This is a genomic window from Pseudomonas migulae NBRC 103157 (assembly GCF_002091715.1).
Classification (GTDB): Bacteria; Pseudomonadota; Gammaproteobacteria; order Pseudomonadales; family Pseudomonadaceae; genus Aquipseudomonas; species Aquipseudomonas migulae_A.
Window position 1 is genome coordinate 132,681 of the sequence record NZ_BDAG01000011.1, and the last position, 25,841, is coordinate 158,521.

The window sequence follows — 25,841 nt, forward strand, 5'->3', positions numbered from 1 at the left end:
ATCGCCAGCAAGCCGGCTCCTACATGAGGTTATTCGGTTGCCGGGCCGCCACCCGCTGTGACCACTTGCACGCTCATCCGCGGCGTCGCCAGATCCAGCCCCGCTTCATCCAGATGCCGTTTCAGCGACAGGTTGAACGCACGAGAAACTTCCCACTGCTTGATCGGCGCAGTCTTGAAGCGCGCCCGCAGAATTGCGTTGCCCGACTCGAAACTCTCCACCCCTTGAATCTCCAGCGGCGACCAGATATTGCGCCGCTGCAGCGGATCGGTGCGCATCTTCTGGCCGACATCGCGCATCAGTTTGATCGCGTTATCGATGTCCATGTTCGAGGGGATCGCCACGCGGAAGATTGCGTAGCCGAACTCCCGTGAGTAGTTCTTGATGCTTTTGATCTCGCTGAACGGAATCGTGTGGACGATGCCGTCGATGTCTCGCAGGCGCACGGTGCGAATGGTCAGGCCTTCGACAGTGCCGAGGTGACCGCCGACATCCACGTAGTCGTCGATGGCCAGGGAGTCTTCGATAATGATGAACAGCCCGGTGATCAGGTCGGCGACCAGTGACTGTGCACCGAAACCGATGGCCAGACCGATCACGCCGGCACCGGCCAGCAGCGGCGTGACGTTCATGCCCATGTTGGCCAGGGCGACGATCAGCGCCACGATGAAGATCGCCACGAACAGCACGTTGCGAATCAGCGGCATCATCGTCTGCGCGCGCGCATTGGCCAGGCCTTTGCGTGAGCGGGTGAGGGCGTGGTGCACCGCGGTGTCGCTGAGAATCCAGATCAGCCAGGCAAAGATCAGCGTGCCACCGAGGCTGAACAGTTTGACGCTGACTTCATGGCCTTCGCCTTCGGTGAACGCAATCAACGACATGCCCCAGACGCGCAGGCCGAGTTCGATGAACGCCAGCCACACCAGCAAATGGGCGAGGGTATAGAAGAAGCTTTTCAGGCGTTCGGAATACAACGCATGACGCTTCACGCCGCGTTGCGGTTTCAGCGCATGGCGACGCACCAGCCCATTGATGACCATGCACAACACCAGCAGCACGGTGCAGATCAGCGACTGACGCAGTGCGGTGCTGGTGTCGCCGGCCGAGACGAAGGTGGCGAACAGTGAGATGGCCACCAGTACCAGCGCCGGCACGAACCAGAAGGTCCCGAGAATATCGATGGTGTCGCTGAGGGCTCGGCGGGTCAGACGTCGGGACAGTGGCTGGTTGCGGATCAAATGGGCGATGGGGCGACGGAAGCGCAGGATGAACAGGCCGGTGGACAGTGCCGCCAGCACGTTCGCGATGGTGGCTGCAGTGTGCGCCAGGTGGCTGCCGAGGCTGGTCACCAGCCGCGGATCGCTCAGGGCCTCACCGAAGGCGGCGAAACTGCCGATCAGCCACAGCGGCCGAAAGGCCTGGTGCCGCAGGATGTATAACGCGCGGTGACGGTGCGGGCCGTCGAGCAGGGAAAAGGCGATCACGCAGATCGCCGAAAAACACGTGCCGACCACCAGCGCGTAGGCCAGCACCATGGCCAGGCTTTTGCCCAGCGACGAGGGCAAGGCATAACTCATGTACACCGTGATGACCAACGCAATCAGCCAAGGGCCGAGTTTGCGCAGGGCGAAACGCAGCATGTCGAGGGCCTTGGGGTGTTGCGGCAATTCCTCGGTCAGGCCGAAGCGCATCCGCACCCGATGGCCGAGCCAGATCAGCGCGGCGGCCAGCAGGCTCCAGACCATCAGAATCATGGCGAAGGCAAAAATCATCGGCAGCCATTCATTGGCCGGCAACGCTAGCGCTATCAGTTCGTCTTTGGCCAGATTGAATTCTTCGGACCAGCGCGTGAGCGGGCTGTCGGCGCCGGAGAACTGTTTTTCGAAATTGGCCAGCGTGCCGCCAATCAGGCCGAGTACGCCTTCTTCGGTGGCCGGCTGGGCTTTTTTGGTGGCGTCGCGCAGCTTCTTCAGGTCGGCCAGCAACTTGCTGCGTTGTTGATCGTTCTCCAGCGATTTGATGACTTCGTCGAGGGATTGCCCCAAAGGCTCCTGCGCTTCTGGCTGGGTTTTCGCGGAGCCGTTGAGCAGGCTTGGCAGGCCGGCGGCCTGGGCGGGCATGATCGGCAGCAGCGCCATGAGGCAGACGAGGAAAAAACAGGGCAGGGCAAAAAGACGAACGAACACTAGGCGGTCAACCTTGAAAAGAGCAGATCGACCGAGTGTACGAGCCCGCCAAAATCAATGCGAGCCAAGGGGAGGGATTTATTCGTTGAGTTTGGCGAGGATCTTGAAGACGACGGTGGCGAGGATGGTCAGCATGCCGATCCACATCGCGAACACGCCGGCATTCTTGTCGCGGAAATTGAAGCCGATGGCCAGCAGGATCATCCCGGCAAGAATCGGGATCAGCATGGCGTGGAATGAAGACATTGAGATCATGGGCGACTGCCTTGTCGGAAGGGATAATTTAATTCTAGCGGTTTTCACTCAGGTAGGAGCCGGCTTGCTGGCGATAGGATCGGCGCGGTGCGTCAGTTACACCGCGTCGCCTGGATCGCCAGCAAGCCGGCTCCTACAGGGATTACGGCAATTCCTGGCAGGCGTAAAACGCGCTCAACACTTTCACCAGGTGCGCCAGATCGTGGCTGCCGCACAGCTCGCGGATCGAGTGCATGGCGAACGTCGGCAAGCCGATGTCCACGGTGCGCACGCCCAGGTGGCTGGCGGTGATCGGGCCGATGGTCGAGCCGCAGCCCATGTCGCTGCGCACCACGAAGCTTTGCACAGGCACTTCCTCGGCCATGCACAGATGGCGGAAGAACCCGGCGGTTTCGCTGTTGGTGGCGTAGCGCTGGTTGCTGTTGACCTTGATCACCGGGCCTGCGTTGAGTTTCGGGCCGTGATTGGCGTCGTGCTTGTCGGCGTAGTTGGGGTGCACGCCGTGGGCATTGTCGGCCGAGACCAGCAGGGATTTCTGAATGGTGCGGACGAATTCATCACCTTCAGGCAGCAGTCGACGCAGGGTCTGCTCAAGCATCGGGCCGTCAGCGCCGCACGCGGAGCAGGAGCCGACTTCTTCGTGGTCATTGCAGACCAGCACGCAGGTTTCGTCGGTTTCAGCCGTCAGCAAAGCCTGCAGGCCGGCATAGCACGACAGCAGATTGTCCAGGCGCGCGCCGGCGATGAAGTCGCCATGCAGGCCAATGACCGCAGCGCTTTGGGTGTCGTAGAAGCTCAGCTCGTAATCGAGCACCACGTCGGCGTTCAGGCCATGTTCCAGCGCCAGCTGGTTGGTGAGCACGGCGCGGAAGTCCACACGCTCATCACCGGCAAACTGCGCAAGGATCGGCGGCAGTTCGGTCTGGGCGTTGATGGCCCAGCCCATGTTGGCTTCACGATTGAGGTGAATGGCCAGGTTGGGGATGATCGCAATCGGTGCCTTGAAGTCGATCAGCTGGCTCTCGACCTTGCCGTCACGGCGGAAGGTCACGCGGCCGGCCAGGGACAGGTCGCGGTCGAACCAGGGCGCCAGCAGCGCGCCGCCATAGACTTCGACGCCCAGTTGCCAGAAACCCTGGCGTTGCAGTTCCGGCTGAGGTTTGACCCGCAGGCACGGGCTGTCGGTGTGGGCGCCGACCAGGCGAATACCGCCGTGCAGCGGCGAGTGACGGCCCATCTTGACTGCGACGATCGAAGAGTCGTTGCGGGTGACGTAGTAACGGCCGTTGGCCTCGGTGGACCAGGGCTCGCGCTCATCGAGACGCTGATAACCCGCCGCTTCCAGGCGCTGAACAAGGCTGGCAGTGGCATGGAACGGGGTAGGGGAGGCCTTGAGGAAATCGATCAGGCCTTGGTTCAACTCTTCGCGCATAAGTAGCTCCAGACAGCAATGGCGCCAGTTTAACGTATTGGTCAGAGAATTGGCGGTGGGCTGCTGAGGGAGTAGCCCTGCAGATTTGGCCTGGTGAAGGGATCCCTTGCAGGAGCCGGCTTGCTGGCGATAGTGAAACGTCAGGTAACATTGATGTTGACTGGCCCGCCGCAATCGCCAGTACGCCGGCTCCTGCAATTTGCGATTCACCTGTCAGAACGGTGCCGGGCACTCGAAGCGCAAGCGTTCACCGGTCTGGGGATGAGTGAAGCTGAGCATGCTTGCATGCAGGCACAACCGTGGCCAGGCGGCCAGCGCTTGCTCATGGGCATAGAGACCGTCGCCCAAAAGCGGATGGCCGATGGAGAGCATATGCACGCGCAACTGATGGGAGCGGCCGGTGATCGGTGTCAATTCAACCCGGCACCAGTCGCCGCAACGTTCGAGTACGCGCCAGAAGGTCAGGGCGTTTTTGCCGAACTCGTGGTCCACCACGTGACGTGGCTTGGTCGGCGGATCGTAGCGCAACGGCAGGTCGATGCTGCCACTGTCCAGTTCCGGTTGTCCCCAGCAGAGTGCGGTGTAGGCCTTTTCGGTTTCGCGGTCGTGAAATTGCCGAGACAATTCGCGATGGGTGTCCGGGTCGCGGGCCAGAAGAATGATGCCGGACGTTTCCCAGTCCAGGCGATGGACGATGCGTGCTTCCGGGTAGCCGTTTTCTTGCAGGCGGGTGATCAGGCAATCCTTGTTGTCATCGGCCCGGCCAGGGACGGAAAGCAACAGGGTCGGTTTATCCACCACCAGTACGGCGGCGTCCTGATGGATGATGCGGATGTTGGACAGCGGCATTAAAACAGCCTCGTAACAAACGCCAACGGCGGCTCGTCCACTTGCGTACCCCTTTGCGTAGGAGCCGGCTTGCTGGCGATAGCATCAACGCGGTGTATTTGTTACACCGCGTTGTCTGCATCGCCAGCAAGCCGGCTCCTACACACGAGGGCACCCAAATAATCGAGCCGCCGTGGCTCCTGCCGGATCGACTCAGCGATCTGGCAGGGTGATATTGAGTTCCAGAATCGAGCAGCTACCCTGGTTTTCCAGGGCGACGTGCACGTCATCGGACCCGATATTGACGTACTTGCGGATCACCTCGACCAGTTCCTTCTGCAAGGCGGGCAAGTAATCCGGTGTACTGCGTTGGCCGCGTTCATGCGCCACGATGATCTGTAGACGCTCTTTCGCTACCGACGCGGTACTTGGTTTCTTGTTGGCGCGAAAGAAGTCAAAAATGTTCATTACCGACCTCCAAACAAACTCGCAAAGAATCCTTTCTTCTGCACATCGAGGAATCGATGCTCTACGGTTTTACCCAGCAGACGATCGACTGCATCGCTGTACGCCTGACCGGCGTCGCTCTGGTCGTCAAGAATTACGGGTACACCGGAGTTGGAAGCCTTGAGTACCGCTTGGGATTCCGGAATGACGCCCAGCAGGGTCACGGCCAGAATCTCTTTCACGTCTTCGACGCCGAGCATTTCGCCGTCGCTGACGCGTTGCGGGTTGTAGCGGGTCAGCAGCAAGTGTTCCTTGATCGGGTCTTCGCCGTTCTCGGCGCGACGCGATTTGCTGGCCAGCAGGCCAAGCATGCGGTCCGAGTCACGTACCGAAGAGACTTCCGGGTTGGTCACGACGATCGCTTCATCGGCGAAGTACATGGCCAGGTGAGCACCTTTCTCGATGCCTGCCGGGGAGTCGCAAACCACGAATTCGAAGTCTTCCTTCAACGCCATCAGGACTTTTTCCACGCCTTCGACGGTCAGCGCGTCTTTGTCGCGAGTCTGACTGGCGGCCAGTACGTAGAGGTTTTCCAGGCGTTTGTCTTTGATCAGGGCCTGTTGCAGGTTGGCTTCGCCGTTGACCACGTTGACGAAGTCATACACGACACGACGCTCGCAACCCATGATCAGGTCGAGGTTACGCAAACCGACGTCGAAATCGACGATAACTGTTTTGTGGCCGCGCAGTGCGAGGCCGGTACCGATAGCAGCACTGGTGGTGGTCTTACCCACACCACCCTTGCCGGATGTAACCACTAGAATCTTGGCCAAGGTGTTTCACCCCTAAGGAAAAAGGACATTTAGCCCCTGAAAAACATCTCTGGAAAAACGACTGCAGTCGGACAGCCTTGGCTGGAATCCGGCCCTGAACGGCGCTTACCTCCGGTAAACACTGCTTTTGGCCTTTTTCCTACTTCGTTTGAGCCGTTTTCGCTACGTTTTAGAGATGCTTGGAAAATGCGGCAGTATCCGTTAAAGCCGAATGATGTTCAACACATCGCCCGACAGGCTGACCTGCACGCCCGCACCCCATAAAGGGTCGCGCCGCAGATCTTCCGAAACCTTGTAGTGGCCGGCGATGGAGACCAGTTCAGCGCTCATTTGCTGACAGAAAATCCTGGCTTTCGTGTCGCCTTTGACCCCGGCCAATACACGACCGCGCATCGGGCCGTATACATGGATGTTCCCGTCGGCGAGAAGTTCCGCCCCCGGGCTGACCGAGGAGATCACGACGAGGTCGCAACCCTGGGCATAAATCTGCTGGCCGCCGCGTACGGGCGAGGTAATGATTTTCGTCGGTTTGATCGTCGGTTCCGCCGGTTTTTCCGGTTTTTTCGCAACAACCCCTTCAAGCGGGTCCAGCGGCCGCTCACGGGCGCCGGACGGTGGCAGCACCGGCAGGTCGACCGCGATGGCGGCGGCGATGTCTTCGATGCGGCTGGCGCGGATTGCCAACGTACGCAGGCCGTGCTGGCGACAAACGCGCATCAAGCCTGGCAGATCGACCGCGCCTTCGCTGGCCGGAAGCTTGTCCAACGCCAGTACCAGCGGCGCGTTACTGAAGAAGCCAGGGGCCTGGGCGACTTTGGCGGCCAGTTGCCGATCGAGGCTCTCGAGGTCGTTGCGGGCCAGCTCCAGCACCGTAATGGCGAGCATGCTGCCCTTCAACTGGAACACGGGATCTTGGTCTAGCGGGTCGGTTTGGCTCATGGTCGGCATACAACGGCTTGTCACTAAAAGTGCCGAGACTTATAACGAGAACGCTCGCCAGCCGCAAGCCGGGTCGAACGATGTAGAATGCGCGGCCATCGTCTTTCCGGAAGCTTTAATGGATCGCCCGCGTTTTCGAAAAACATTTCTTATGCCGCGTTTCTGGCCGCTGTGGTGTGGGCTGGGGCTGTTGTGGCTGATTGTTCAATTGCCGTATCCGGCGTTGCTGTCTATCGGTCGCGCCCTTGGTGCATTGATGTATCGCGCGGCGGGCGACCGACGGCGTATCGCCAAGCGCAATCTGGAACTTTGCTTCCCGGAAAAATCCGCTGCCGAACGCAAACGCCTGCTCAAGGAAAACTTTGCCTCCACCGGCATCGCTTTCTTTGAAATGGCCATGAGCTGGTGGTGGTCCCGCGAGCGCCTGGCGAAACTGGCCCACGTCGAAGGGCTGGAGCATCTGAAGAAAGCCCAGAGCGACGGCAAGGGCGTGATTCTGATGGCCGTGCATTTCACCACGCTGGAAATCGGCGCGGCGTTGCTCGGTCAGCAGCACACCATCGATGGCATGTACCGTGAGCACAAGAACCCGTTGTTCGATTACATCCAGCGCTGTGGCCGCGAGCGGCATAACCTCGACTCGCTGGCCGTGGAGCGTGAAGACGTGCGCGGCATGCTCAAGCTTCTGCGGGCCGGCCGGGCGATCTGGTACGCACCGGATCAGGACTACGGCGCCAAGCAAAGCATTTTCGTGCCGCTGTTCGGGATTCAGGCGGCGACCGTCACCGCCACCAGCAAATTTGCGCGGCTGGGCAAGGCGCTGGTGGTGCCGTTCACCCAGGAGCGCCTGGCGGACGGTAGCGGTTATCGATTGGTGATTCATGCGCCGCTCGAAGGTTTCCCCGGCGAGACCGAGGAGGCCGATTGCCTGCGGATCAACCAATGGATCGAAGGCGTGCTGCGCGACTGTCCTGAGCAATACCTCTGGGCCCATCGCCGCTTCAAGAGCCGTCCGCCGGGCGAACCCAAGCTGTACGCCAAACGCGGGTGAACCACGATCCTCTGTAGGCGCGAGCTTGCTCGCGAGAAACTTGAATCCACCGCGGGGTATCAGGCTGCCAATGTCATCGTTGACGACCTTCGCAATCAAGCTCGCTCCTACAGTCTCGTGCAGACAGGGTTGGAGCAATGAAATCCCATCAAGCACCATGGAGCGTTGCGATGAGTCCTGCTGAACCGGTTACAGGGTTGATTCTTTCCGGCGGTGGGGCCCGGGCGGCCTATCAGGTGGGCGTGCTGGCTGCCATTGCCGAACTGCTGCCGGTGGGGGCAAACAATCCGTTTCCGGTGATCGTCGGTACCTCGGCCGGGGCGATCAACGCTGTCAGCCTGGCCAGCGGGGCGATGGACTTTCGCAATGCGATCGAGCGTCTGACCGCTTTCTGGCAGGGGTTTCGCAGCCATCTGGTGTTGCGCAGTGATTGGCCGGGCGTGATCCATCAGGCTAGCCGGTTTGTCACCCACAGTTTGCTCGGCATTGGTGCTCAGGTACCGGTCGCCTTGCTCAACAGCTCGCCGCTGCGAGGGTTGCTCAACGACAAACTGCACATGACCGGCATTGCCGACGCCATCGCGCAAAAGCAGTTGCAGGCCGTGGCGGTCACCGCATTCGGTTACGAGTCGGGGCAGGCGGTCACCTTCTACCAAGGCGGCACCACGATTGAGTCCTGGTTGCGCCATCGACGAATCGGTGTTCCCACGCAGTTGACCGTCGAGCACTTGCTCGCCAGTTCCGCCATCCCACTGCTGTTCGCCCCGATAAAAATCGGCGAGGAGTACTTCGGCGACGGCGCGGTACGCCAATCGGCACCGATCAGCCCGGCCCTGCACCTGGGCGCCAGTCGCGTGCTGGTGGTGGGCGTCAGCGGCAACCCGCGTGGCGTCGACCCGGAGCGACCATTGCAACGCGCCTACACCGGTCAGCAGCCGACGCTCGCGCAAATTGGCGGGCACATGCTCAACAGTACGTTCATTGACAGCCTGGAAAGCGACATCGAGTTGCTGCAGCGCTTGAATCAGTTCAGCCATCTGATGCCCGCCGGCACGCCGACCCGCATGCTCGGCGTAGCGCCGGTGGAGGTGCTGGTGATTTCGCCGAGCCAGCCGATCGATGAAATTGCTGCGCGTCACCGTCAGGAATTGCCGGCGGCGTTGCGTCTGTTCCTGCGCGGGCCGGGGGCGACCAAGACCAGCGGGGCGGGGGTGTTGAGTTACCTGCTGTTCGAGGCGGGGTATTGCAGCGAGTTGATTGATCTGGGGCGGCGGGATGCATTGGCCAAACGCGAGGAGTTGTGTCGGTTTCTTGGGCTTTCGGTGCCTGAAACGGCTTGACCTGTCAGTTGTGACAGTAGACGTTCAAGTATTTATTCGATCAGATTGAAACCCTCAGGCAGAGGGTTGGAAGATGGCGGCTGCGCGATGGATTGACGCTCATACGCCGACGCTGTCGGTGGTGGATTCGCGCGGGCTGGCTGTGCGAAATGTCGCTTATTGTCGTCATCCGCTGAACACATCGGTTGATACGCGCATTACCCGAAACCACTTCGATCCTGCCGGACGGCTTTTTGCTTCCTGGGACCCACGTTTGTGGGGGACGAAGCCGAATCTTGAAAACACCTTTGATTTGCAAGGCCGGGCTCTGTTGGTGAAGAGCGTGGACGCCGGTTGGCAGCTGAGTTTGCTGGATCAGGCGGAGACGACCTGTTCGTTCTGGGACGGGCGCGGTAGTCAGCGTCACACAGAATTTGATGAGCTTCAGCGTCCGATAACCGTTACGGAGCAGATGGCGGGGGAACCGGCGCGGGTTTCCGATCGATTTACGTATGGTGCTGGCGGTGACGAGCTCGCCATCCATAACCAATGCGGACAACTGATCCGCCATGACCATCCGGTCGGCAGCCGGCGCCTCTGCGAATACGGTGTGGGTGGTTTGCTGCTGTCGGAGCGATTGCGTTTCCTGCGCGATCTGGAACCGCCGGATTGGTCGTCTGCATTCGCCGAGGCCGGGCTGGAAGACGAGATGTTCGAGACGACGCAGCAGTACGGTCCTTTGGGAGCAATGCATCGTCAGACTGACGCGATGGATAACGTCAGATCGTTCGCTTACGACCGGGCCGGTCAGTTGCTTGACGTCCGACTGAAGCTGTCAGGATCCTTGGAAGAGCCGCGTTTGCTGGTCAGTGACATCCGCTACGACGCCTTGGGCAGGGGCGTCAGCGAACGGGCGGGAAACGGCGCGTCCACCCGCGCGCGATACGCCGAAGAAAACGGGCGTTTACTGCAACTGCAGTCTTGCGATGCCGATGGCCAGACGCTTCAGGATTTCAATTATGCATACGATCCGGTGGGCAACATCACCAGCATCGAAGACCAGGCTCAACTGACCCGTTACTTCAACAATCAGCGAATCGATCCGGTCTGTTGCTATGCCTACGACAGCCTATACCAACTGATCGAAGCCACCGGCAGCGAAGTCAGTCAGCCGAGCTACGGCCCAGCGTTGCCGTCGTGGCAAACCACACCGCTGGATCCCAGTCAGTTGCGCAATTACATCCAGACGTTCAACTACGACGCAGCAGGCAATCTGCAAACCCGCCATCACAGCGGCACAGAAACCTTCGAGATGTTTACTTCGCCAGACAGCAATCGCAGCGTCGCGGATAAAGAATGTCTTGCAGACGGATTCGACGCCAATGGCAATCAACTGGAGTTGTTGCGCGGCCAAAAGATGAGCTGGGACATTCGCAATCAGCTGAGCCGGGTCACGCTGGTCAGGCGTGAAGACGGCCCTGACGATACCGAGTGTTATTGCTACGACAGTCCGGGGCATCGTTTGCGAAAGGTCCGACTGACCCAGACGGCGAGTCGTACGTTGCGGGCCGAAGTTCGCTACTTGCCGGGGGTGGAAATCCACCGTGATGCGGCGACGGGCGAAGCGCGGCATGTCATCAGTGTCGAGGCCGGGCGCAGTCAGGTGCGCGCCTTGCACTGGGTCACGAAATTGCCTCGTGACGTTCGTAACGATCAACTGCGTTTTTGCCTGAGCAATCATCTGAATTCCAGCACGCTGGAGTTGGATGACCAGGGCGGCGTGCTGAGTCGGGAGGTTTATTACGCGTTTGGCGGGACGGCGTTGTGGGCGGGGGCCGGCGAGACTGAAGGCAAGTACAAGACGATTCGTTATTCGGGGAAAGAGCGGGATGCGACGGGGCTTTATTATTATGGGTATCGGTACTATGCGCCGTGGTTGCAGCGGTGGGTGAGTGCGGATCCGCTAGGAAGGGTAAACGGTCTAAATATTTATTGTTTTGTCGGTGGGCAACCAGTTTCGATCTTTGATATTGATGGCAGATATTATCAGTGGCGAGATGACTCTATTGAACAGCAGGTGTTAAGTCACGGTGATCGCATATTAGGGCGGGGGTTAAATGAGTTTTCAAATGTGGAGCGGTCGTCGGTATTGGGTTCGCTGGAAAGAAACATTGGGAGATATAGCGATGCAAGAAATATGTTGGAGGAATATCAGGAAGAAAGCGAACATATTCTGAATGATTTTTTGGGGCCGGAATACGAAGCAGTTATTGATGGTGTGGTTGAGGGGTGGGAGTCGACCAGGAATATGATGATTGGTTATCAAGGGGATTTCGGAAATAGCAGATTTGTAAAAATAGAAGTTCCAGATGGTTCGGATAGTATGGCGCATGTTTATGTGGAGGATCGCGTGGGGCGGGTGTTTTTGAACAAGAATTTCATAGTGGATGGAGTGAATCTGGATATCAATCTTGCGCATGAGTATTCATCATCTCGATGAAGTAGCGGGACTGCCAGGCGAAGGCGCATCCACTTTGGATTTTTGGGGTTTACCACTCTTGATTGATAATAATGTTACGGTGGGGGCGGAAGTTAAAATGTATACATTAGATGAAGTTGGAGAGTTTTCCAGACGAGTGATGAGAGGGGATGCACCTGATTTCTTTCGCATGAATTTTGTGAGTGATTCCAAGTTTTTCACTCAGGCAATAGCAGAGTCTTCAGAGAACTCTGTTGTGGATTTTGATTCGGCTCTTCTTGAGTTTCATAGTAATGCAGAAGTTCGGGCTTCATTAGCTGCAAACAATGCAGATAGCTCGGCGTATTTAGCGTATTCCTTGCATGCGGAATATAGAAGAAGGTTGCACCACTAACCTCTCTCCAGTGCCTGGAATCCCTTCTGGGCACTGGACTCGTCAATCAGAAATGTAACTTCACCAAAAAGCTCGTCGTGCTCTGATCAGTCTTGAAGTACTGACTATCCTTAATCCCATACTTATCCGACCAATAGTCATACTCCACACCCACATACAACTGCTTCTCACCGAAATTCAACGCTTTACCCAGGTCATATTTAACCTGCGGGTTGAAGTGCAAGTTGGCATGGTAATCGCCTTTGGAGTTGGAGTCGTTGTCGACTACCCAGTCCATGAAACCGTCGATCAGGATGTTCGAATCGCCAACAGGAATGGTGTAGGACCACACTGGAGTGATCTGCCAGACGTTGTCACCGGCACGTGGGCCTTCGGTGTGACGCTGGTAGAAGTTCAGCTGGAAGTAATCGAAACCGGGGATCGCCAGGTCGAAGCCCGGACCGATCAGGTAGGACTCGGTATCGCCTTCACCGAACTCGTACGTCATGGCCAGCAGCACGTCTTTGACCGGGCCGAATTCGACCTTCTGATCAAGGACCTTGCCCAGGGAAATACGTGGGCTGAATTCCCCGTAATAGGTGTTCGGGCCGACGTTGAAATCCTTTTCGCCGTTGTAGAAGATCTTGTCGACGAAGAAGAAGTTATCCCCATATTTCCATCCATCGGCGTGTTCGAAGGTCACGGTCTGCTGAATGCGCGGGTTGACCTGGAAGTCTTTGCCATACAGGTAGGTCAGGCTGTTGTTCTGCCATTGCAGCAAGTCGCCGGCCATGGCCTGGCCCCCGGCCAGCAAGGATCCCGCCAGCATCAGGCTAGTGCACGTACGTTTCATTCGGTTGCTCCCAAAAAGTAGGTGTTTCACGTTGTTTTTTTAAGATCGGCGCTCTGGTGTGGCGCCTTTTTCTGTAGCGGTAAAAAATCATCCAATCGGCGAGCTTCAGTGCTGTCGGCAAGCGCTGCGCCAAGGCTTTCGAAAAGCAAAAAAACTCCCGTTCGGCGGCTCAGGAGCCGTCGATTGAGAGGGGGGTTGGAATGCCTTGTTACCGTCCAGGGCCGGGATAAGTTGGCTTTCTGGTCAGGAATTAAATCCGGGCTTTTTTTTAAAGCGGATTCGGGCGGCCGCGGAGAATACTGACTCCAAGGCCCGTTCTCAAGCGCCCCGCAACAGCGCCCCGACGACAGGTTTTGAGCACAGTTGCGGGCCATCTTAAAAGTGCACCTTCACCAGCAGGCTGGCGGTGTTTTGGTGGGTGTCGAGGCTGGCGCTGTTTTCGACGCCGTACTTGTTCTTCCAGTAGCTGTATTCGGTGCCGACGTAGAACTGTTTCTGACTCCAGCCCAAGGCTTTGCCGAGGTCATATTTGATCTGCGGATTGATGTGCAGGTTGGCGTGGTAAGTGCCGCGAGCGTTCTGATCGTTGTCCACCACCCAGTCCAGATAACCGTCGATCAACAGGTCCGAGTTGCCCAGCGGAATGCTGTAGGACCAGGCGGGCGTGATCTGCCAGACACCATCGCCGGGGCGCGGGCCTTCGGTCTGGCGCCGATAGAAGTTCAAGGTGAAGTAGTTGAAACCCGGCACTGCGAGGTCGAAACCGGGGCCGATCAGGTAGGCCTCGCTGTCGCCCTCGCCATATTCGTAGGTCATGGCCAGCAGCACGTCCTTGATCGGGCCGTATTCGAAGCGGCGGTCAAGGATCTTGCCGAAGGAGAGGCGGGGGCTGAACTCGCCGTAGAAGGCGCGCGGGCCTTTGTTGCGATCTTCCTCACCGTTGTAGAAGATCTTGTCGACGAACAGGAAGTTGTCGCCGTACTTCCACTTGTCGGCGTGCTCGAACGTCACCGTCTGCTGGATCGACGGGTTGATCGCGAAATTCTTGCCGTACAAATAGCTCAGGCTGTTGGTCTGCCACAGCAATAAATCGCCGGCCATGGCTTGGCTGGCAGCCAGCAGGCCACTGCCTAACAGCAGGTTTGTCTGAGTCCGAATCATCTGTTGCTCCCTCTTGTTTTTATTTTTGCGAGGCGCAGGCGGTCCCGGCCCTTGTAGGAGCCGGCTTGCTGGCGATGAGGTCAGAACATCCAGCATTGATGTCGTCTGACACGCCGCCTTCGCCAGCAAGCCGGCTCCTACAGGGTTCGTGTGTTGCTGACTTAGTGCGAGTGGGCGTGGCAGTCGTTGATCGCGGCGCGTTCCTTGCCGCCGAGGATGTTGAACAGCAGGTTCAACGCCAGGGCACTCAACGTTGCCATGGCGATACCGCTGTGGGTGATCGGACTCATCCACAATGGCAGGTGCGCAAAAAACTCCGGCCGCACCACGGGAATCAATCCCATGCCGATGCTCACCGCCACCAGCAACTGGTTTCGACGGTCACCGATATCGGCTTCCTGAAGAATCTTGATCCCGGTCGCGGCGACCATGCCGAACATCGCAATCGCCGCGCCGCCGAGCACGGCGGGCGGAATCGAGGCGACCAGGAACGCCGCTTTCGGCAGCAGGCTCAGCACCACCAGCAAACCACCGGCAACGATGGTCACCGAGCGGCAGCGCACACCGGTCATCTGCACCAGGCCAATGTTCTGCGCGAACGAGGAGTGTGTGAAGGTGTTGAAGAAACCGGCGAAAAACGACGCGCCCGCATCACACAACAAGCCGCGACGCAGCATCCGCGGGCAGACTTCCTGGCCGGTGATTTTGCCCAGAGCGAGGAACATCCCGGTGGACTCGACGAAGATGATCACCACCACCAGGCACATCGAAAGGATCGGTGCGAGTTCAAACTTCGGCATGCCGAAATGCAGCGGTGTGACGATCTGCACCCATGGCGCCTGAGCCATGCCGCTGAGGTCGACCATGCCGATCACACCGCAGATCGCATAACCGAGGCACATGCCGATCAATACTGAAATGTTGACCCAGAAACCGCGCATGAAGCGATGGACCAACAGAATGGTGGCCAGCACCAGCGCGGCGATGGCCAGGTAAATCGGTGAACCGAACTGAGCGGCCCCCGCACCGCCGCCCGCCCAGTTGACGGCCACGGGGAACAGCGACAAACCGATCGAGGTGATCACGGTGCCGGTCACCAGCGGCGGGAAGAAGCGAACGACTTTGGACATGAACGGCGCGATGAGCATGCCGAAGAATCCGGCGGCGATGGTCGCGCCGAAGATCCCCTGCAGACCGATGCCGGGCATGCCGGCCATGGCGACCATGCTGCCGACGGCGGCGAAACTGGCGCCCATCATCACCGGCATGCGGATGCCCATCGGGCCGATGCCCAGCGACTGGACGATGGTGGCGATGCCGGCCACCAGCAGGTCGGCATTGATCAGGAAGGCGATTTCTTCACGACTCAGGCCTGCGGCCTGTCCGATGATCAGCGGCACCGCGATGGCTCCGCCGTACATCAGCAAAACATGTTGCAGACCGACCAGGATCAGTTGCAAAAGGGGCAAACGCTGAATGGCGGGTGCGTCGGGGATGCGCGCTTCGGATAGCTCGGACATGCAACACCTCGGATCTTTTTTATTCTTGTGATTTTGTGCATCAGGGGAGGCCGCGTTGCGGCCAATCGCCGGCAAGCAGGCTCCTACAGGTTTTGGGTCAGTCGCATCATTTGTGAACGACACTGATCCGTAGGAGCCGGCTTGTTGGCGATGCTTTTCAACGATTAGTTGGTCGGAGCTCCCTGAACAATCCACGCGCCGATCAGGTCGCGTTCCTGCTGGGTCATCTGGGTGATGTTGCCCAGTGGCATGATCTGGCTGGTGACGGCTTGAGCCTGGATGCGGGCCGCGTTCTGGCGGATCTGCTCGGGCGTGTCGAACATCACCCCGGCCGGTGCCGCGCTGAACAGCGGGCTGGTGGGTTTGGCCGAATGACAAACCGAGCAGCGTTCCTGGATCACGCTGTGCACTTTGTCGAAACTCGGCCCGGCGTTTGACGCCTGTGCCGGTGCTTCAGCAGGTTTCGCGGCGGCAGGTTTGGCACCGCCACCCAGGGCAGTTTCCGGCAGCGGCTGGTACTCGATGGTGCCAGGGGCCTTGGCCACTTCAGGTGCGCTCGGCATTTGTGCCGGGCCGGTCACGTAAGCCAGGCAGATCATGCCAACAGCCGCGACAGGCAAGGTCCAGGCGAACTTGTGGCTGTCATGACGGGTGTTGAAATAGTGACGCACCAACACCGCCAGCACCGCGATCCCGGCCAGGATCAGCCAGTTGTACTGGCTGCCGTAGGTGCTCGGGAAGTGGTTGCTGATCATGATGAACAGCACCGGCAAGGTGAAGTAGTTGTTGTGACGTGAACGCAGCAAGCCTTTGGCCGGCAGCGCCGGGTCCGGCGTGCGGTTCTCGGCGATCGCCGCCACCAGTGCGCGCTGCGCCGGCATGATGATGCGGAACACGTTGCCGACCATGATGGTGCCGATGATCGCGCCGACGTGCAGGTACGCACCACGACCGCTGAACACTTTGCTGAAGCCGTAGGCGGCGCCAATGATCAGCACGAACAGGATGAAACCGAGCAGGGCAGGGCGTTTGCCCAGCGCCGAGTCGCAGAGGAAGGAGTAGACGAACCAGCCGACGAACAACGAAGCGATGCCCAGGGCAACACCTTCAGGGCCGGTCAGGCTGCTGCCCGGTGCCAGGAGGTATAGCGTCGGGTTGGAGTAGAACACCACGCACAGCAGCGCGATCCCCGACAGCCAGGTGAAGTAGGCTTCCCATTTGAACCAGTGCAGGTTGTCCGGCATGGTCGGTGGGGCCAGTTTGTATTTTTCCAGGTGGTAGATGCCGCCGCCGTGGATCGCCCACAAATCACCGGCCAGACCGCTTTTCGGGTTGACCCGATTGAGGTTGTTCTCCAGCCAGACGAAGTAGAACGACGCACCGATCCAGGCCACGCCAGTAATCATGTGAACCCAGCGCACGCTCAGGTTCAGCCATTCCAACAGATGTGCTTCCACAGTCTTTACCTCTCGCCCGTCACTCTGTTGTCGAGTGATCGGACCTTCTCTTATTGGTGGGGGGCAAGGATCAAACGCTCATCCTCTTTGAAAAAATGCTCATCGCAGTTATTGCCTGTGCCACTGCGATCAACCACCAGGAAGTCATCCCGCTTTTCGATCGTCAGCACCGGGTGGTGCCAGACGCCGCGATGGTAATTAATGCCCTGCCTGCCGTTGGTGACGAAGGCGCGGACCAAGCCTGATACAGGTTCATCGCCAAGTGGCGCGACCACGATCAGAAAGGGGTTGCCGAGCAGCGGAATGAAAGCCTGGCTGCCCAGCGGGTGACGCTCCAGCATGCAGACGGTCAGCGGCATGTCCTGCGCGTCGGCGCGGAAGATGCTGATGATCGCCTTGTCCTCTGGCGTGGCGGTTTCCACCGTCGCCAGTTTGTGAAAGCGCATGGTCGAACCGTTGTTGATCATGAAGTGATCGCTGCCGTCGGTTTCGATCACGTCACCGAATGGGGCGAAGGCTTCTTTGGTCAGCGGTTCAATCGTCAGTGTGCGCATGCTGGTCTTCTTATCCAAAATTTGTGTTGTTTGATCTGACGCCTTCGCGAGCAAGCCCGCTCCCACAGGGGAATGCATTTCAAATGTGGGAGCGGGCTTGCTCGCGAATGGCCTCAGCGCTTATTTAGCGACCTTGCCAAGGACGCGCAGGCGACTCACACCACCATCCGGGAACACGTTCAGGCGGATGTGGGTGATCGGGCCCAGTGCCTTGATCTGCTCGGCGAAGGTGTGTTCGGCGTGCATTTCCAGTTTCTGCGCCGGCAGCAGTTCACGCCAGAACAGCGATTGGGTTTCGATCTGGCTGTCGGTGCCGCCCTTTACGAACGCGCCCTGAATCGAGCAGGTGTCCGGGTAGTTGCCCTTGAAGTGCAGCGTGTCGACGATGACTTTCTCGATTTCGCCGGCATGCCCCAGCGCGACGATGACCCAGTCATTGCCCGGTGTACGACGACGTGCGGTTTCCCAGCCGTCGCCCATGTTGATGCCACGTCCCGGGTTGAGGATGTTGCTCATGCGGCCGAAGTGTTCGTCGGAGCAGGCGAGGGCGCGGCCACCGTTCAGGGCTGCGGCCAGGTCAACCTGCTCGTTGTCACCGACAGCGGACCAGTCGCGGAACGGAATGCCGTACACACGCAGACGGGCCACGCCACCATCCGGGTAGATGTTGAAGCGCAGGTGGCTGAAGGCCTGGTCGTTATTGATTTCGTGATAGTGGTGGCTGTTGCCTTGCAGCTCGACGGCCGACAGCACTTCAGTCCACTGGGTGTTGTCGTCCGGCTCGCCCGAAGCGATGAAGCAGGCTTCCAGCGAAGTCGACGGCGGGAAGTTGCCGGTGAAGAATGAAGTGTCGATGTCCACGCCTTTGATCGAGCCCGGTACGCCCAGGCGGATCACCGCGCTGTCGTAGCCTTCGAAGCGCTTGCGGCGCGACTCCCAGCCGTCCATCCACTTGCCGTTGTCATCGAACACGCCCTCCTTCCACACGGCCGGGGTCGGTTGGAACAGACGGTTGGCGTCTGCGAACCAGTCATCGGTGACCGAGATGATTTTGGTGCCCAGGCGGGCGTCGGCCAGGTTGACGAACTTCTCGAAAGGTACAGCGTAAGCTTTCATTCTTCTTGTCTGCCTTTAATAAGTTGGCTTGGGATGCTTGCAGTGCCCTGGGTGCTATTCGCGTTTAAGAACACTCGGGCAAGGCTCGCTATAGGGTCAGTAAACGGAACAGGGCGATCTTGTTGATCTCCGCCAGCGCGCATTTGAATTCGGTGTCTGCCGGGTTGTGAATGCGCGTTTCGAACGCCGCGAGGATCTGATGCCGGTTGCTGCCTTTTACCGCCATGATGAAGGGAAACTTGAACTTGGTTTTGTAGGCGTCGTTCAGCTCGGTGAAGCGAGAAAACTCTTCGGCCGTGCATTGGTGAATACCGGCGCCAGCCTGTTCATGGGTGCTGGCTTCGGTCAGTTGGCCCTGGACGGCGGCTTTGCCGGCCAGGTCCGGGTGAGCGTTGATCAGGGCCAGTTGGCTTTCGTGATCAGCACTCAACAGGATGTCGCTCATGCGCTGGTGCAGGGTTTCGATCTCGTCGATCGACGCGTCCAGGCCCAGGTCGAAGGCCTTTTCGGCCACCCATGGCGAATGTTCGTAGATGTCGGCGAAGGCGGCGACAAACGCGTCGCGGCTCAGGGTCGAGGGCTTCAGTGTCTGGAAGTGGCTCATTTTGCAGCCCCTTGGTACGGGTGGGTTTCGTGCCAGTGGCGAGCGATGTCGACACGGCGGCTGAACCACACCTGTTCATGACTTTTAGCGTATTCGATAAAGCGCTTGAGCGAGGCCAGGCGCGCCGGACGGCCGATCAGGCGGCAGTGCAGGCCGATCGAAAGCATCTTCGGAGCTTCGGCGCCTTCGGCGTACAGCACGTCGAACGCATCTTTGAGGTATTCGAAGAAATCGTCCCCCTTGTTGAACCCCTGGACCTGGGTGAAGCGCATGTCGTTGGTGTCCAGTGTGTACGGGATCACCAGGTGCGGCTTGCCGGTCGGATTGTTCGGTTCCCAATAGGGCAGGTCGTCGTCGTAGGTGTCGCTGTCGTAGAGGAAACCGCCTTCTTCCATCACCAGGCGACGGGTGTTCGGACCGGTGCGGCCGGTGTACCAGCCCAGCGGGCGTTCGCCGGTGATTTCGGTGAGCACGCGGATCGCTTCGAGCATGTGCTCGCGTTCCTGGGCTTCGTCCATGTACTGGTAGTCGATCCAGCGGTAGCCGTGGCTGCAGATTTCGTGGCCAGCATCGACCATCGCGCGGATCACGTCCGGGTGACGCTGGGCGGCCATGGCCACGGCGAAGATGGTCAGCGGAATGTCGGATTCCTTGAACAGTTTCAGAACCCGCCAGACGCCGGCGCGGCTGCCATACTCGTAAAGGGATTCCATGCTCATGTTGCGCTCGCCTTGCAGCGGCTGCGCCGAGACCATTTCAGAGAGGAAGGCTTCGGATTCTTTATCGCCGTGCAGGATGTTGCGTTCGCCGCCTTCTTCGTAATTGAGCACGAAGGACAGGGCGATGCGAGCGTTGCCCGGCCAGTGTGGGTGAGGAGGGTTACTGCCGTAACCGATCAGGTCGCGTGGGTAGTCAGCGCTCACTGCAGTCTTCCTTCTTGTTCGTTGACAGTTTGTGTGGCGTGCCTGCAAGTGGGAAGTCAGGCTGGCGTCACAGCGATGGACTGATTGTATACAACTTTATATCCACTTTGTAAGCCTGAATTTTCGCATTTTTCATCAGCTGTCATCTTCACATGGTATTGCAAGAAACCTGCCTGATTGGTCAGCTAATGGATGGAAGGTCCAGAGATCGTATGGTTTACCGACGGATTCGTTGGCAAATTACGAATGGCGGCGGTGGTGCTAAAAATGTCGTTTTTATTGTGTACAATTTTTTTGAAAAGTGTCTTAATCAGTCGCTCGCCGCAGCTTTTCGTGCTCCGAATCGGTGCGGTCTCCTTTTCAACTGACTTCAGGAGGCGCGAGGTCTGACTGCTCCACGCAGGCAGGCGCGCAGAATCAATGGGACGTTTGACTACACACGTTTTGGACGCTGCACACGGTTGCCCGGGCAGTTCGATCAAGGTCGAGCTGTACCGCGTTGAAGGTTCGCAACTGGAATTGGTCGCCAGTGCCATCACCAACAACGACGGCCGTGTCGATGCACCGCTGCTGCAGGGCGATGACTACCGTACCGGGGTCTATCAGGTCCAGTTCCATGCGGGTGATTACTACCGCGCCCGGGGCGTTCAACTGCCGGAGCCTGCGTTCCTGGATGTGGTGGTGCTGCGTTTCGGCATCTCTGCGGAACAGGATCACTATCACGTGCCGCTGCTGATTTCGCCCTACAGCTATTCCACGTACCGCGGCAGCTGATCCCCCAAGCAGCTGCCTCCTCCGAGAAGCGACTGCGCATATAGCTTCTTTGGTCTTTCGCCCGCTCACACTGCGGGCTTTTTTTTGCCCGTCGAAAGTCAAAAGATCGCAGCCTTCGGCAGCTCCTACAGAGGAACGCATTCCAAATGTAGGAGCTGCCGAAGGCTGCGATCTTTTGCTCTTAGCGGCTCAACAGAGATGCAGCGCCTGCACCACTGAACAACCCGGCACTCACCCGGTTGAACCAACTCTGCCCCTTGCCACTACGCAAATACCGCGCCGCCCCATGCGCACCCAGCCCGTAAGCCAATTTGCACAGCAGATCCAGCACGGTCCACGTCGCAATCATCACCAGCAACTGCGGCAGGAACGGTTGCCCCGCACTCAAGAACTGCGGCAGGAACGCGGCAAAGAACAGGATGTCTTTCGGATTGCTCGCACCCAGTACAAAGGCGCGTCCGAACAGGGCACGAAAGCGGGGGGCCGGGGCTGCCTGAGGCACTTCGGCGCCGACCGAGGGCAGCCGCGATTGCTGCCAGCTCTGCCAGGCGAGGTAGAACAGGTACAACGCACCGACGATTTTCAGCACGCTGAACAGTTGTTCCGACGCCAGCAACAACGCACCCAGACCCAGGGCCGATGCGCTGAGCAAGCAGATCGAAGCAAACACGCCTCCCAGAAACGCCGGGTACGAACGACGCAAACCGTAATTCAGACTGTTGCTGATCATCAGCAAAGACAAGGGCCCCGGGATCAGGATCACCACCAGCGCAGCGCCGCTGAACAGCAGCCAGGTTTCCAGACTCATCACTTTCCTCCATTTGCACAAAAGCCTCACCCGACGGGGTGAGGCTGTTTTGAACTGTGTACCGCTTACAAGAAAATGAACTTCGCGATGAAGATCGCGCAAAGCACCCACAGACTGACGGAAATTTCCTTGTACTTGCCGGTGCCGGCCTTCAGCGCCACGTAGGTGATGAAGCCCAGCGCGATACCATCGGCGACCGAGAAGGTCAGCGGCATCATGATCGCGGTGACGATCGCCGGAATGCTGTCGGTCGCTTCGTCCCATTCGATGTGCGCCATGCCGCCCATCATCAGCATTGCTACATAAATCAGCGCGCCGGCGGTGGCATAGGCAGGGATCATGCCAGCGAGCGGTGCGAAAAACATGGCTGCAATAAATAGCACACCTACGGTCACTGCGGTAAGACCAGTCCGACCACCCGCGGCGACGCCCGCGGCACTTTCCACATAGCTTGTTACCGGAGGAACACCCACCACGGCTCCGAATACGCTGGAGGCGCTATCGGCTTTCATGGCACGAGAAAGGTTTTCGATCCGCCCGTCCGCGTTCACCAGATTGGCGCGCTGGGCAACGCCCATCAGGGTGCCGGCGGTGTCGAACATGTGCACGAAGAGGAAGGCCAGCACCACGCTGATCATGCTGACGTTGAACACGCCGGCGACGTTCATGGCCATCCAAGTCGGTGCCAGGCTCGGCGGTGCCGACATGATCCCTTCGTAATGCACCAGGCCCAGGCCCCAGCCAGCCAGCGTCACAGTGATAATGCTGATGAGGATCGCACCGAAAACCTTGTGATAGCTGAGTACGGCGATCATCAGGAAGCAGATGGCGGCCAGCAGTGGGCCAGGTTCGCGCAACGAACCCAGCTTGATCAGGGTGGCCGGGCTATCGACGACGATACCAGCGGTTTTCAAGCCGATCAGCCCGAGAAACAGACCGACCCCCGCGCCCATCGCAAAGCGCAGGCTCACCGGAATGCTGTTGAGCAGCCATTCGCGGATCTTGGAAAAGGTCAGAATCATGAACAACACGCCGGAAACAAACACCGCGCCAAGGGCGGTTTCCCAGTTGTAGCCCATGGTGCCGACCACGGTGTAGGTAAAGAAAGCGTTCAGGCCCATGCCCGGCGCGAGGCCGACCGGCCAGTTGGCGTACAGACCCATCAACAGGCAGCCCAGCGCGGCGGCGATGCAAGTGGCGACGAACGCGGCCCCGTGATCGATCCCGGCGTCAGCCATGATGTTAGGGTTGACGAAGATGATGTAAGCCATGGTGATAAAGGTTGTCAGACCGGCAATCAGCTCGGTCTTCACCGTGGTGCCATGCAAGCTGAGTTTGAAGATGCGCTCCAGCCAGCCATTGCGTAACGGCGGCGAGAGTTCCAGCGTCGGGGCTTCGGATTTGCGGCTTTCCACAGCGAGTACTCCTCAAGAGTTTTATTGTTATTTCCAGGGCCGGACCCATGAGGGTGGCAGCGGCCCTTTGAGGCATTCGCGAATTTGTTGACCGCTTGGTCAGGAACTCGCACGCAGTGGATTATGCTTTTGTATACAAATAATGCAAATAATGTTTTTGGTTTTGTGGACGAAAAGTTTGGCAATAGAGATATATCGCCTGTGAAGACGCCTTCGCGAGCAAGCCCGCTCCCACAGGTGACCGAGTTCTCTCAGGAGAATACGGTCACCTGTGGGAGCGGGCTTGCTCGCGAAGGGGCCGGATCGGCTAATAAAGATTTGGCAGGCGGAACACTCAGTCCACGAGCGCCTGGGATTGCCCCAACGCTTTATTTACCGCCAACCACCCATCCACCGCCGTCTCCCCAGCCTCGGCAAACACCCGCTCCAGCAATTTCACCTGCTCACGCCGTAACGACTGTTCGAACCGTGCACCCTCCGCGGTCAGTTCCAGCAAGCGCTTGCGCTTGTCCGTCTCCGACGCAACGCTGTCCACCAGATGCATTTCCACCAACTGGCGCAGCGGAATGTTCAACGCCTGCTTGCTCACACCCAGCAACGCCAGCAATTCCTTGACGCTCAGGTGTGGGTAACGGGCGATGAAAAACACAATGCGTTGATGCACCCGGCTCAAGCCGCGTCGCTCGAGCATTTCGTCGGCCTTGGCGGTGAATGCCTGGTAGCCGAAGAAAAACGCTTCCATGGCCTGCTGTTGGGAGGCGGGATTTTTAAGGTCAAGCATGTTGACGTATCCGTTCGGGTTGTCGTAATTTCGGTCAACCAGTTTGACTCATTTTCCTCAGGCCTCGCTACAGGTGACCCCTATGGCTTTTTCCGAACGTGTCTCGCGCCTTAAAAGTTCTCTGATCCGTGAAATCCTTGCAGCGGCCCAACGACCGGAAGTGATGTCGTTCGCCGGCGGCCTGCCCGCCGAAGCCATGTTGCCGAAAGTCGAATGGGCCGACATGCCGCTGTCCATGGGCCAATACGGTATGAGCGAAGGCGAGCCGGCGCTGCGTGAAGCGTTGGCGGCGCAGGCGCGAGCATTGGGCGTGCCATGTGAGGCGAGCCAAGTGTTGGTGGTCAGCGGTTCCCAGCAAACTCTCGATCTGGCAGCGAAGCTCTACATCGACAAAGGCACCGAAATCCTGCTTGAAGCACCGACTTACCTGGCCGCATTGCAGATCTTTCAACTGTTCGGTGCCGATTGCATTACCGTCCCGCTGGAGGCCGATGGTCCGAACCTGACGCAACTGCGGGCACGTCTGGAAAAACACCGCCCGGCGTTCATCTACCTGATCCCGACCTTCCAGAACCCGTCGGCCGTGCGCTACAGCGAAGCCAAGCGCGACGCTGTGGCAGCCTTGCTGGATGAGTTCGGCGTCACGCTGATTGAAGACGAGCCGTACCGCGAGCTGACTTTCGACGGTGGCAGTGCGACGCCGATTGTCAGTCGCTTGAAAAAAGCCAGCTGGATTTACACCGGCACCGTGTCGAAAACTCTGTTGCCGGGGTTGCGCGTCGGTTACCTGATTGCGAGTCCGGACCTGTTCCCGCACTTGCTGAAGCTCAAGCAATCCGCCGACCTGCACACCAATCGCGTCGGCCAGTGGCAGGCGTTGCAATGGATCGGCACAGAGAAATTCCAGCATCACCTGAGTGAGCTGCGGGACTTCTACCGGGTTCGGCGGGACGCATTTCAGTCGGCGCTGGAAACCCATTTCTCTGATCTGGCCGACTGGAACATACCGCAGGGCGGGCTGTTTTTCTGGCTGACATTGAAGCAACCGCTGGATACGCGGGCATTGCTCAAGGCGGCGCTGGCGGCGGATGTGGCGTTCATGCCAGGTGAGCCGTTTTTCCCTGAACCGGATAGCCATCCGGGGCATTTGCGACTGAACTTCAGCCATATCGATCCGGCGCGGCTGGATGAAGGGTTGAAGCGATTGGCGGCGGTGGTGCGTCAGGCGCAGGCGGCGAAAGCGGCTTGAGGGGAGGGGAGAAACAAATAAACCGGCTCGAGGGCCGGTTTATTTGGTCTGGGTTTTGTGGTGTTCGAGCGGGCTTCATCGCCAGCAAGCCGGCTCCTACAAGGGGTGTGGCGCTCACGAATCCAGTGTGCGCCGCCTATTTGTAGGAGCGGGCTTGCTGGCGATGGCGTCCTTCAGGACACCGCCAAAACCTCAGGCTGCCGCAAACCGCTTATCCAGATAATCAATAATCACCTTGGACTCATACATCCAGGTGGTCTGCCCGTTTTCTTCAATGCGCAGGCACGGCACCTTGATCTTGCCACCATGTTCCAGCAGCGTCTGGCGATCCTGCTCGTTGTTCTTCGCATCTCGCAGCGCCACCGGCACGTTCAACCGGCGCAAGGTGCGGCGGGTTTTCACGCAAAACGGGCAGGCGTGGAACTGATACAGGGTCAGGCCCTTGGCGGCCGTTTCGACCTGAGCCTGAGCGGCGGCGGGGCGC

At 58.9% G+C, this 25,841-nt stretch carries 25 protein-coding genes; 6 read left to right on the top strand and 19 right to left on the bottom strand.

The genetic code is table 11. The features are described from left to right. Window positions 1–29 precede the first annotated feature (29 nt). The 7 genes from PMI01S_RS11310 to minC all read right to left on the bottom strand — a co-directional run bounded on the left by PMI01S_RS11310 (window position 30) and on the right by minC (window position 6,920). Window positions 30–2,186: a mechanosensitive ion channel family protein gene (locus tag PMI01S_RS11310; RefSeq protein ID WP_084319928.1), complete on the bottom strand. Its 2,157-nt coding sequence runs from the start codon at window positions 2,184–2,186 to the stop codon at window positions 30–32. A 78-nt stretch (window positions 2,187–2,264) separates the two neighbouring features. After that, a complete protein-coding gene (locus tag PMI01S_RS31680; RefSeq protein ID WP_008031437.1) occupies window positions 2,265–2,441 on the bottom strand; it encodes a hypothetical protein in 177 nt (58 codons plus the stop codon). 142 nt (window positions 2,442–2,583) lie between these two features. Next, entirely contained in the window at window positions 2,584–3,873 is a 1,290-nt protein-coding gene (locus PMI01S_RS11315; RefSeq protein WP_084319930.1) for a M18 family aminopeptidase, read from the bottom strand. Between the two features lie 213 nt (window positions 3,874–4,086). Then, window positions 4,087–4,722: an RluA family pseudouridine synthase gene (locus tag PMI01S_RS11320; RefSeq protein ID WP_084319932.1), complete on the bottom strand. Its 636-nt coding sequence runs from the start codon at window positions 4,720–4,722 to the stop codon at window positions 4,087–4,089. 192 nt (window positions 4,723–4,914) lie between these two features. Then, complete coding sequence (minE, locus tag PMI01S_RS11325) at window positions 4,915–5,169, bottom strand: cell division topological specificity factor MinE (RefSeq protein WP_007944431.1); 255 nt, start codon at window positions 5,167–5,169, stop codon at window positions 4,915–4,917. Continuing rightward, complete coding sequence (gene minD, locus PMI01S_RS11330; protein ID WP_084319934.1) at window positions 5,169–5,981, bottom strand: septum site-determining protein MinD; 813 nt, start codon at window positions 5,979–5,981, stop codon at window positions 5,169–5,171. The genes minE and minD overlap by 1 nt, the downstream gene beginning before the upstream one ends. A 201-nt stretch (window positions 5,982–6,182) precedes the next feature. Beyond that, on the bottom strand, window positions 6,183–6,920 hold the full coding sequence (gene minC / locus PMI01S_RS11335) for a septum site-determining protein MinC (RefSeq protein ID WP_084319971.1): 738 nt from the start codon (window positions 6,918–6,920) through the stop codon (window positions 6,183–6,185). Between the two features lie 118 nt (window positions 6,921–7,038). Here minC and PMI01S_RS11340 point away from each other — a divergent pair, with 118 nt between their 5' ends. From PMI01S_RS11340 to PMI01S_RS31040, 4 genes are all read left to right on the top strand, one after another. After that, the gene (locus tag PMI01S_RS11340) at window positions 7,039–7,971 is read left to right on the top strand and encodes a lipid A biosynthesis lauroyl acyltransferase (protein ID WP_084319936.1); all 933 of its coding nucleotides are present in this window, start codon (window positions 7,039–7,041) and stop codon (window positions 7,969–7,971) included. A gap of 170 nt (window positions 7,972–8,141) precedes the next feature. Further along, window positions 8,142–9,311 carry a patatin-like phospholipase family protein gene (locus PMI01S_RS11345; RefSeq protein ID WP_084319938.1) on the top strand — a complete coding sequence of 390 codons (1,170 nt, stop codon included), beginning with the start codon at window positions 8,142–8,144 and terminating at the stop codon, window positions 9,309–9,311. Between the two features lie 73 nt (window positions 9,312–9,384). Further along, window positions 9,385–11,790, top strand: a complete 2,406-nt coding sequence (locus PMI01S_RS11350) for an RHS repeat domain-containing protein (RefSeq protein ID WP_084319940.1) — start codon at window positions 9,385–9,387, stop codon at window positions 11,788–11,790. Continuing rightward, window positions 11,762–12,163 (top strand): hypothetical protein, encoded by a 402-nt coding sequence (locus PMI01S_RS31040; protein WP_139273071.1) that lies wholly within the window; start codon window positions 11,762–11,764, stop codon window positions 12,161–12,163. Before PMI01S_RS11350 ends, PMI01S_RS31040 begins: the two co-directional genes overlap by 29 nt. Before the next feature lie 46 nt (window positions 12,164–12,209). On the opposite strand, the gene PMI01S_RS11355 is transcribed toward PMI01S_RS31040, so the two are convergent. The 8 genes from PMI01S_RS11355 to puuE all read right to left on the bottom strand — a co-directional run bounded on the left by PMI01S_RS11355 (window position 12,210) and on the right by puuE (window position 20,330). Then, window positions 12,210–12,995 (bottom strand): outer membrane protein OmpK, encoded by a 786-nt coding sequence (locus PMI01S_RS11355; RefSeq protein WP_084319942.1) that lies wholly within the window; start codon window positions 12,993–12,995, stop codon window positions 12,210–12,212. A 375-nt stretch (window positions 12,996–13,370) separates the two neighbouring features. After that, window positions 13,371–14,156: an outer membrane protein OmpK gene (locus PMI01S_RS11360; protein WP_084319944.1), complete on the bottom strand. Its 786-nt coding sequence runs from the start codon at window positions 14,154–14,156 to the stop codon at window positions 13,371–13,373. Between the two features lie 161 nt (window positions 14,157–14,317). After that, window positions 14,318–15,676 (bottom strand): nucleobase:cation symporter-2 family protein, encoded by a 1,359-nt coding sequence (locus tag PMI01S_RS11365; RefSeq protein ID WP_084319946.1) that lies wholly within the window; start codon window positions 15,674–15,676, stop codon window positions 14,318–14,320. 164 nt (window positions 15,677–15,840) lie between these two features. Beyond that, the gene (locus PMI01S_RS11370; protein ID WP_084319948.1) at window positions 15,841–17,133 is read right to left on the bottom strand and encodes a urate hydroxylase PuuD; all 1,293 of its coding nucleotides are present in this window, start codon (window positions 17,131–17,133) and stop codon (window positions 15,841–15,843) included. 50 nt (window positions 17,134–17,183) lie between these two features. Next, window positions 17,184–17,687, bottom strand: coding sequence for an ureidoglycolate lyase (locus PMI01S_RS11375; RefSeq protein ID WP_007898831.1), 504 nt, complete (start codon window positions 17,685–17,687; stop codon window positions 17,184–17,186). A gap of 120 nt (window positions 17,688–17,807) precedes the next feature. Then, window positions 17,808–18,803: an allantoicase gene (gene alc, locus PMI01S_RS11380; protein ID WP_084319950.1), complete on the bottom strand. Its 996-nt coding sequence runs from the start codon at window positions 18,801–18,803 to the stop codon at window positions 17,808–17,810. 88 nt (window positions 18,804–18,891) lie between these two features. After that, the gene (gene uraD / locus PMI01S_RS11385; RefSeq protein WP_084319952.1) at window positions 18,892–19,407 is read right to left on the bottom strand and encodes a 2-oxo-4-hydroxy-4-carboxy-5-ureidoimidazoline decarboxylase; all 516 of its coding nucleotides are present in this window, start codon (window positions 19,405–19,407) and stop codon (window positions 18,892–18,894) included. Continuing rightward, window positions 19,404–20,330, bottom strand: coding sequence for an allantoinase PuuE (gene puuE / locus PMI01S_RS11390; RefSeq protein ID WP_084319954.1), 927 nt, complete (start codon window positions 20,328–20,330; stop codon window positions 19,404–19,406). Before puuE ends, uraD begins: the two co-directional genes overlap by 4 nt. Window positions 20,331–20,750: 420 nt before the next feature. On the opposite strand from puuE, the gene uraH reads away from it, so the two are divergent. Then, window positions 20,751–21,104: a hydroxyisourate hydrolase gene (uraH, locus tag PMI01S_RS11400; RefSeq protein WP_084319956.1), complete on the top strand. Its 354-nt coding sequence runs from the start codon at window positions 20,751–20,753 to the stop codon at window positions 21,102–21,104. A gap of 181 nt (window positions 21,105–21,285) precedes the next feature. Here the strand turns inward: uraH and PMI01S_RS11405 are convergent, their stop codons facing one another. From PMI01S_RS11405 to PMI01S_RS11415, 3 genes are all read right to left on the bottom strand, one after another. Next, window positions 21,286–21,912 carry a LysE family translocator gene (locus PMI01S_RS11405; RefSeq protein WP_084319957.1) on the bottom strand — a complete coding sequence of 209 codons (627 nt, stop codon included), beginning with the start codon at window positions 21,910–21,912 and terminating at the stop codon, window positions 21,286–21,288. 65 nt (window positions 21,913–21,977) lie between these two features. Then, complete coding sequence (locus PMI01S_RS11410; protein ID WP_017339770.1) at window positions 21,978–23,327, bottom strand: NCS2 family permease; 1,350 nt, start codon at window positions 23,325–23,327, stop codon at window positions 21,978–21,980. A gap of 334 nt (window positions 23,328–23,661) precedes the next feature. Continuing rightward, entirely contained in the window at window positions 23,662–24,108 is a 447-nt protein-coding gene (locus PMI01S_RS11415; RefSeq protein ID WP_084319958.1) for a MarR family winged helix-turn-helix transcriptional regulator, read from the bottom strand. Between the two features lie 82 nt (window positions 24,109–24,190). On the opposite strand from PMI01S_RS11415, the gene PMI01S_RS11420 reads away from it, so the two are divergent. Continuing rightward, a complete protein-coding gene (locus PMI01S_RS11420) occupies window positions 24,191–25,357 on the top strand; it encodes an aminotransferase-like domain-containing protein (RefSeq protein WP_084319960.1) in 1,167 nt (388 codons plus the stop codon). 192 nt (window positions 25,358–25,549) lie between these two features. On the opposite strand, the gene PMI01S_RS11425 is transcribed toward PMI01S_RS11420, so the two are convergent. Beyond that, window positions 25,550–25,841 (bottom strand): glutathione S-transferase N-terminal domain-containing protein (locus PMI01S_RS11425; protein ID WP_084319962.1); only part of this gene is annotated, 292 nt, incomplete at its 5' end.

Coding starts and splice junctions, on each gene's coding strand:
- PMI01S_RS31680 (WP_008031437.1), bottom strand. CDS start 2,441: ATGATCTCAATGTCTTCATTCCACGCCATGCTGATCCCGATTCTTGCC.
- PMI01S_RS11315 (WP_084319930.1), bottom strand. CDS start 3,873: ATGCGCGAAGAGTTGAACCAAGGCCTGATCGATTTCCTCAAGGCCTCC.
- PMI01S_RS11320 (WP_084319932.1), bottom strand. CDS start 4,722: ATGCCGCTGTCCAACATCCGCATCATCCATCAGGACGCCGCCGTACTG.
- minE (WP_007944431.1), bottom strand. CDS start 5,169: ATGAACATTTTTGACTTCTTTCGCGCCAACAAGAAACCAAGTACCGCG.
- minC (WP_084319971.1), bottom strand. CDS start 6,920: ATGAGCCAAACCGACCCGCTAGACCAAGATCCCGTGTTCCAGTTGAAG.
- PMI01S_RS11340 (WP_084319936.1), top strand. CDS start 7,039: ATGGATCGCCCGCGTTTTCGAAAAACATTTCTTATGCCGCGTTTCTGG.
- PMI01S_RS11345 (WP_084319938.1), top strand. CDS start 8,142: ATGAGTCCTGCTGAACCGGTTACAGGGTTGATTCTTTCCGGCGGTGGG.
- PMI01S_RS11350 (WP_084319940.1), top strand. CDS start 9,385: ATGGCGGCTGCGCGATGGATTGACGCTCATACGCCGACGCTGTCGGTG.
- PMI01S_RS11355 (WP_084319942.1), bottom strand. CDS start 12,995: ATGAAACGTACGTGCACTAGCCTGATGCTGGCGGGATCCTTGCTGGCC.
- PMI01S_RS11360 (WP_084319944.1), bottom strand. CDS start 14,156: ATGATTCGGACTCAGACAAACCTGCTGTTAGGCAGTGGCCTGCTGGCT.
- PMI01S_RS11365 (WP_084319946.1), bottom strand. CDS start 15,676: ATGTCCGAGCTATCCGAAGCGCGCATCCCCGACGCACCCGCCATTCAG.
- PMI01S_RS11375 (WP_007898831.1), bottom strand. CDS start 17,687: ATGCGCACACTGACGATTGAACCGCTGACCAAAGAAGCCTTCGCCCCA.
- alc (WP_084319950.1), bottom strand. CDS start 18,803: ATGAAAGCTTACGCTGTACCTTTCGAGAAGTTCGTCAACCTGGCCGAC.
- uraD (WP_084319952.1), bottom strand. CDS start 19,407: ATGAGCCACTTCCAGACACTGAAGCCCTCGACCCTGAGCCGCGACGCG.
- uraH (WP_084319956.1), top strand. CDS start 20,751: ATGGGACGTTTGACTACACACGTTTTGGACGCTGCACACGGTTGCCCG.
- PMI01S_RS11405 (WP_084319957.1), bottom strand. CDS start 21,912: ATGAGTCTGGAAACCTGGCTGCTGTTCAGCGGCGCTGCGCTGGTGGTG.
- PMI01S_RS11415 (WP_084319958.1), bottom strand. CDS start 24,108: ATGCTTGACCTTAAAAATCCCGCCTCCCAACAGCAGGCCATGGAAGCG.
- PMI01S_RS11420 (WP_084319960.1), top strand. CDS start 24,191: ATGGCTTTTTCCGAACGTGTCTCGCGCCTTAAAAGTTCTCTGATCCGT.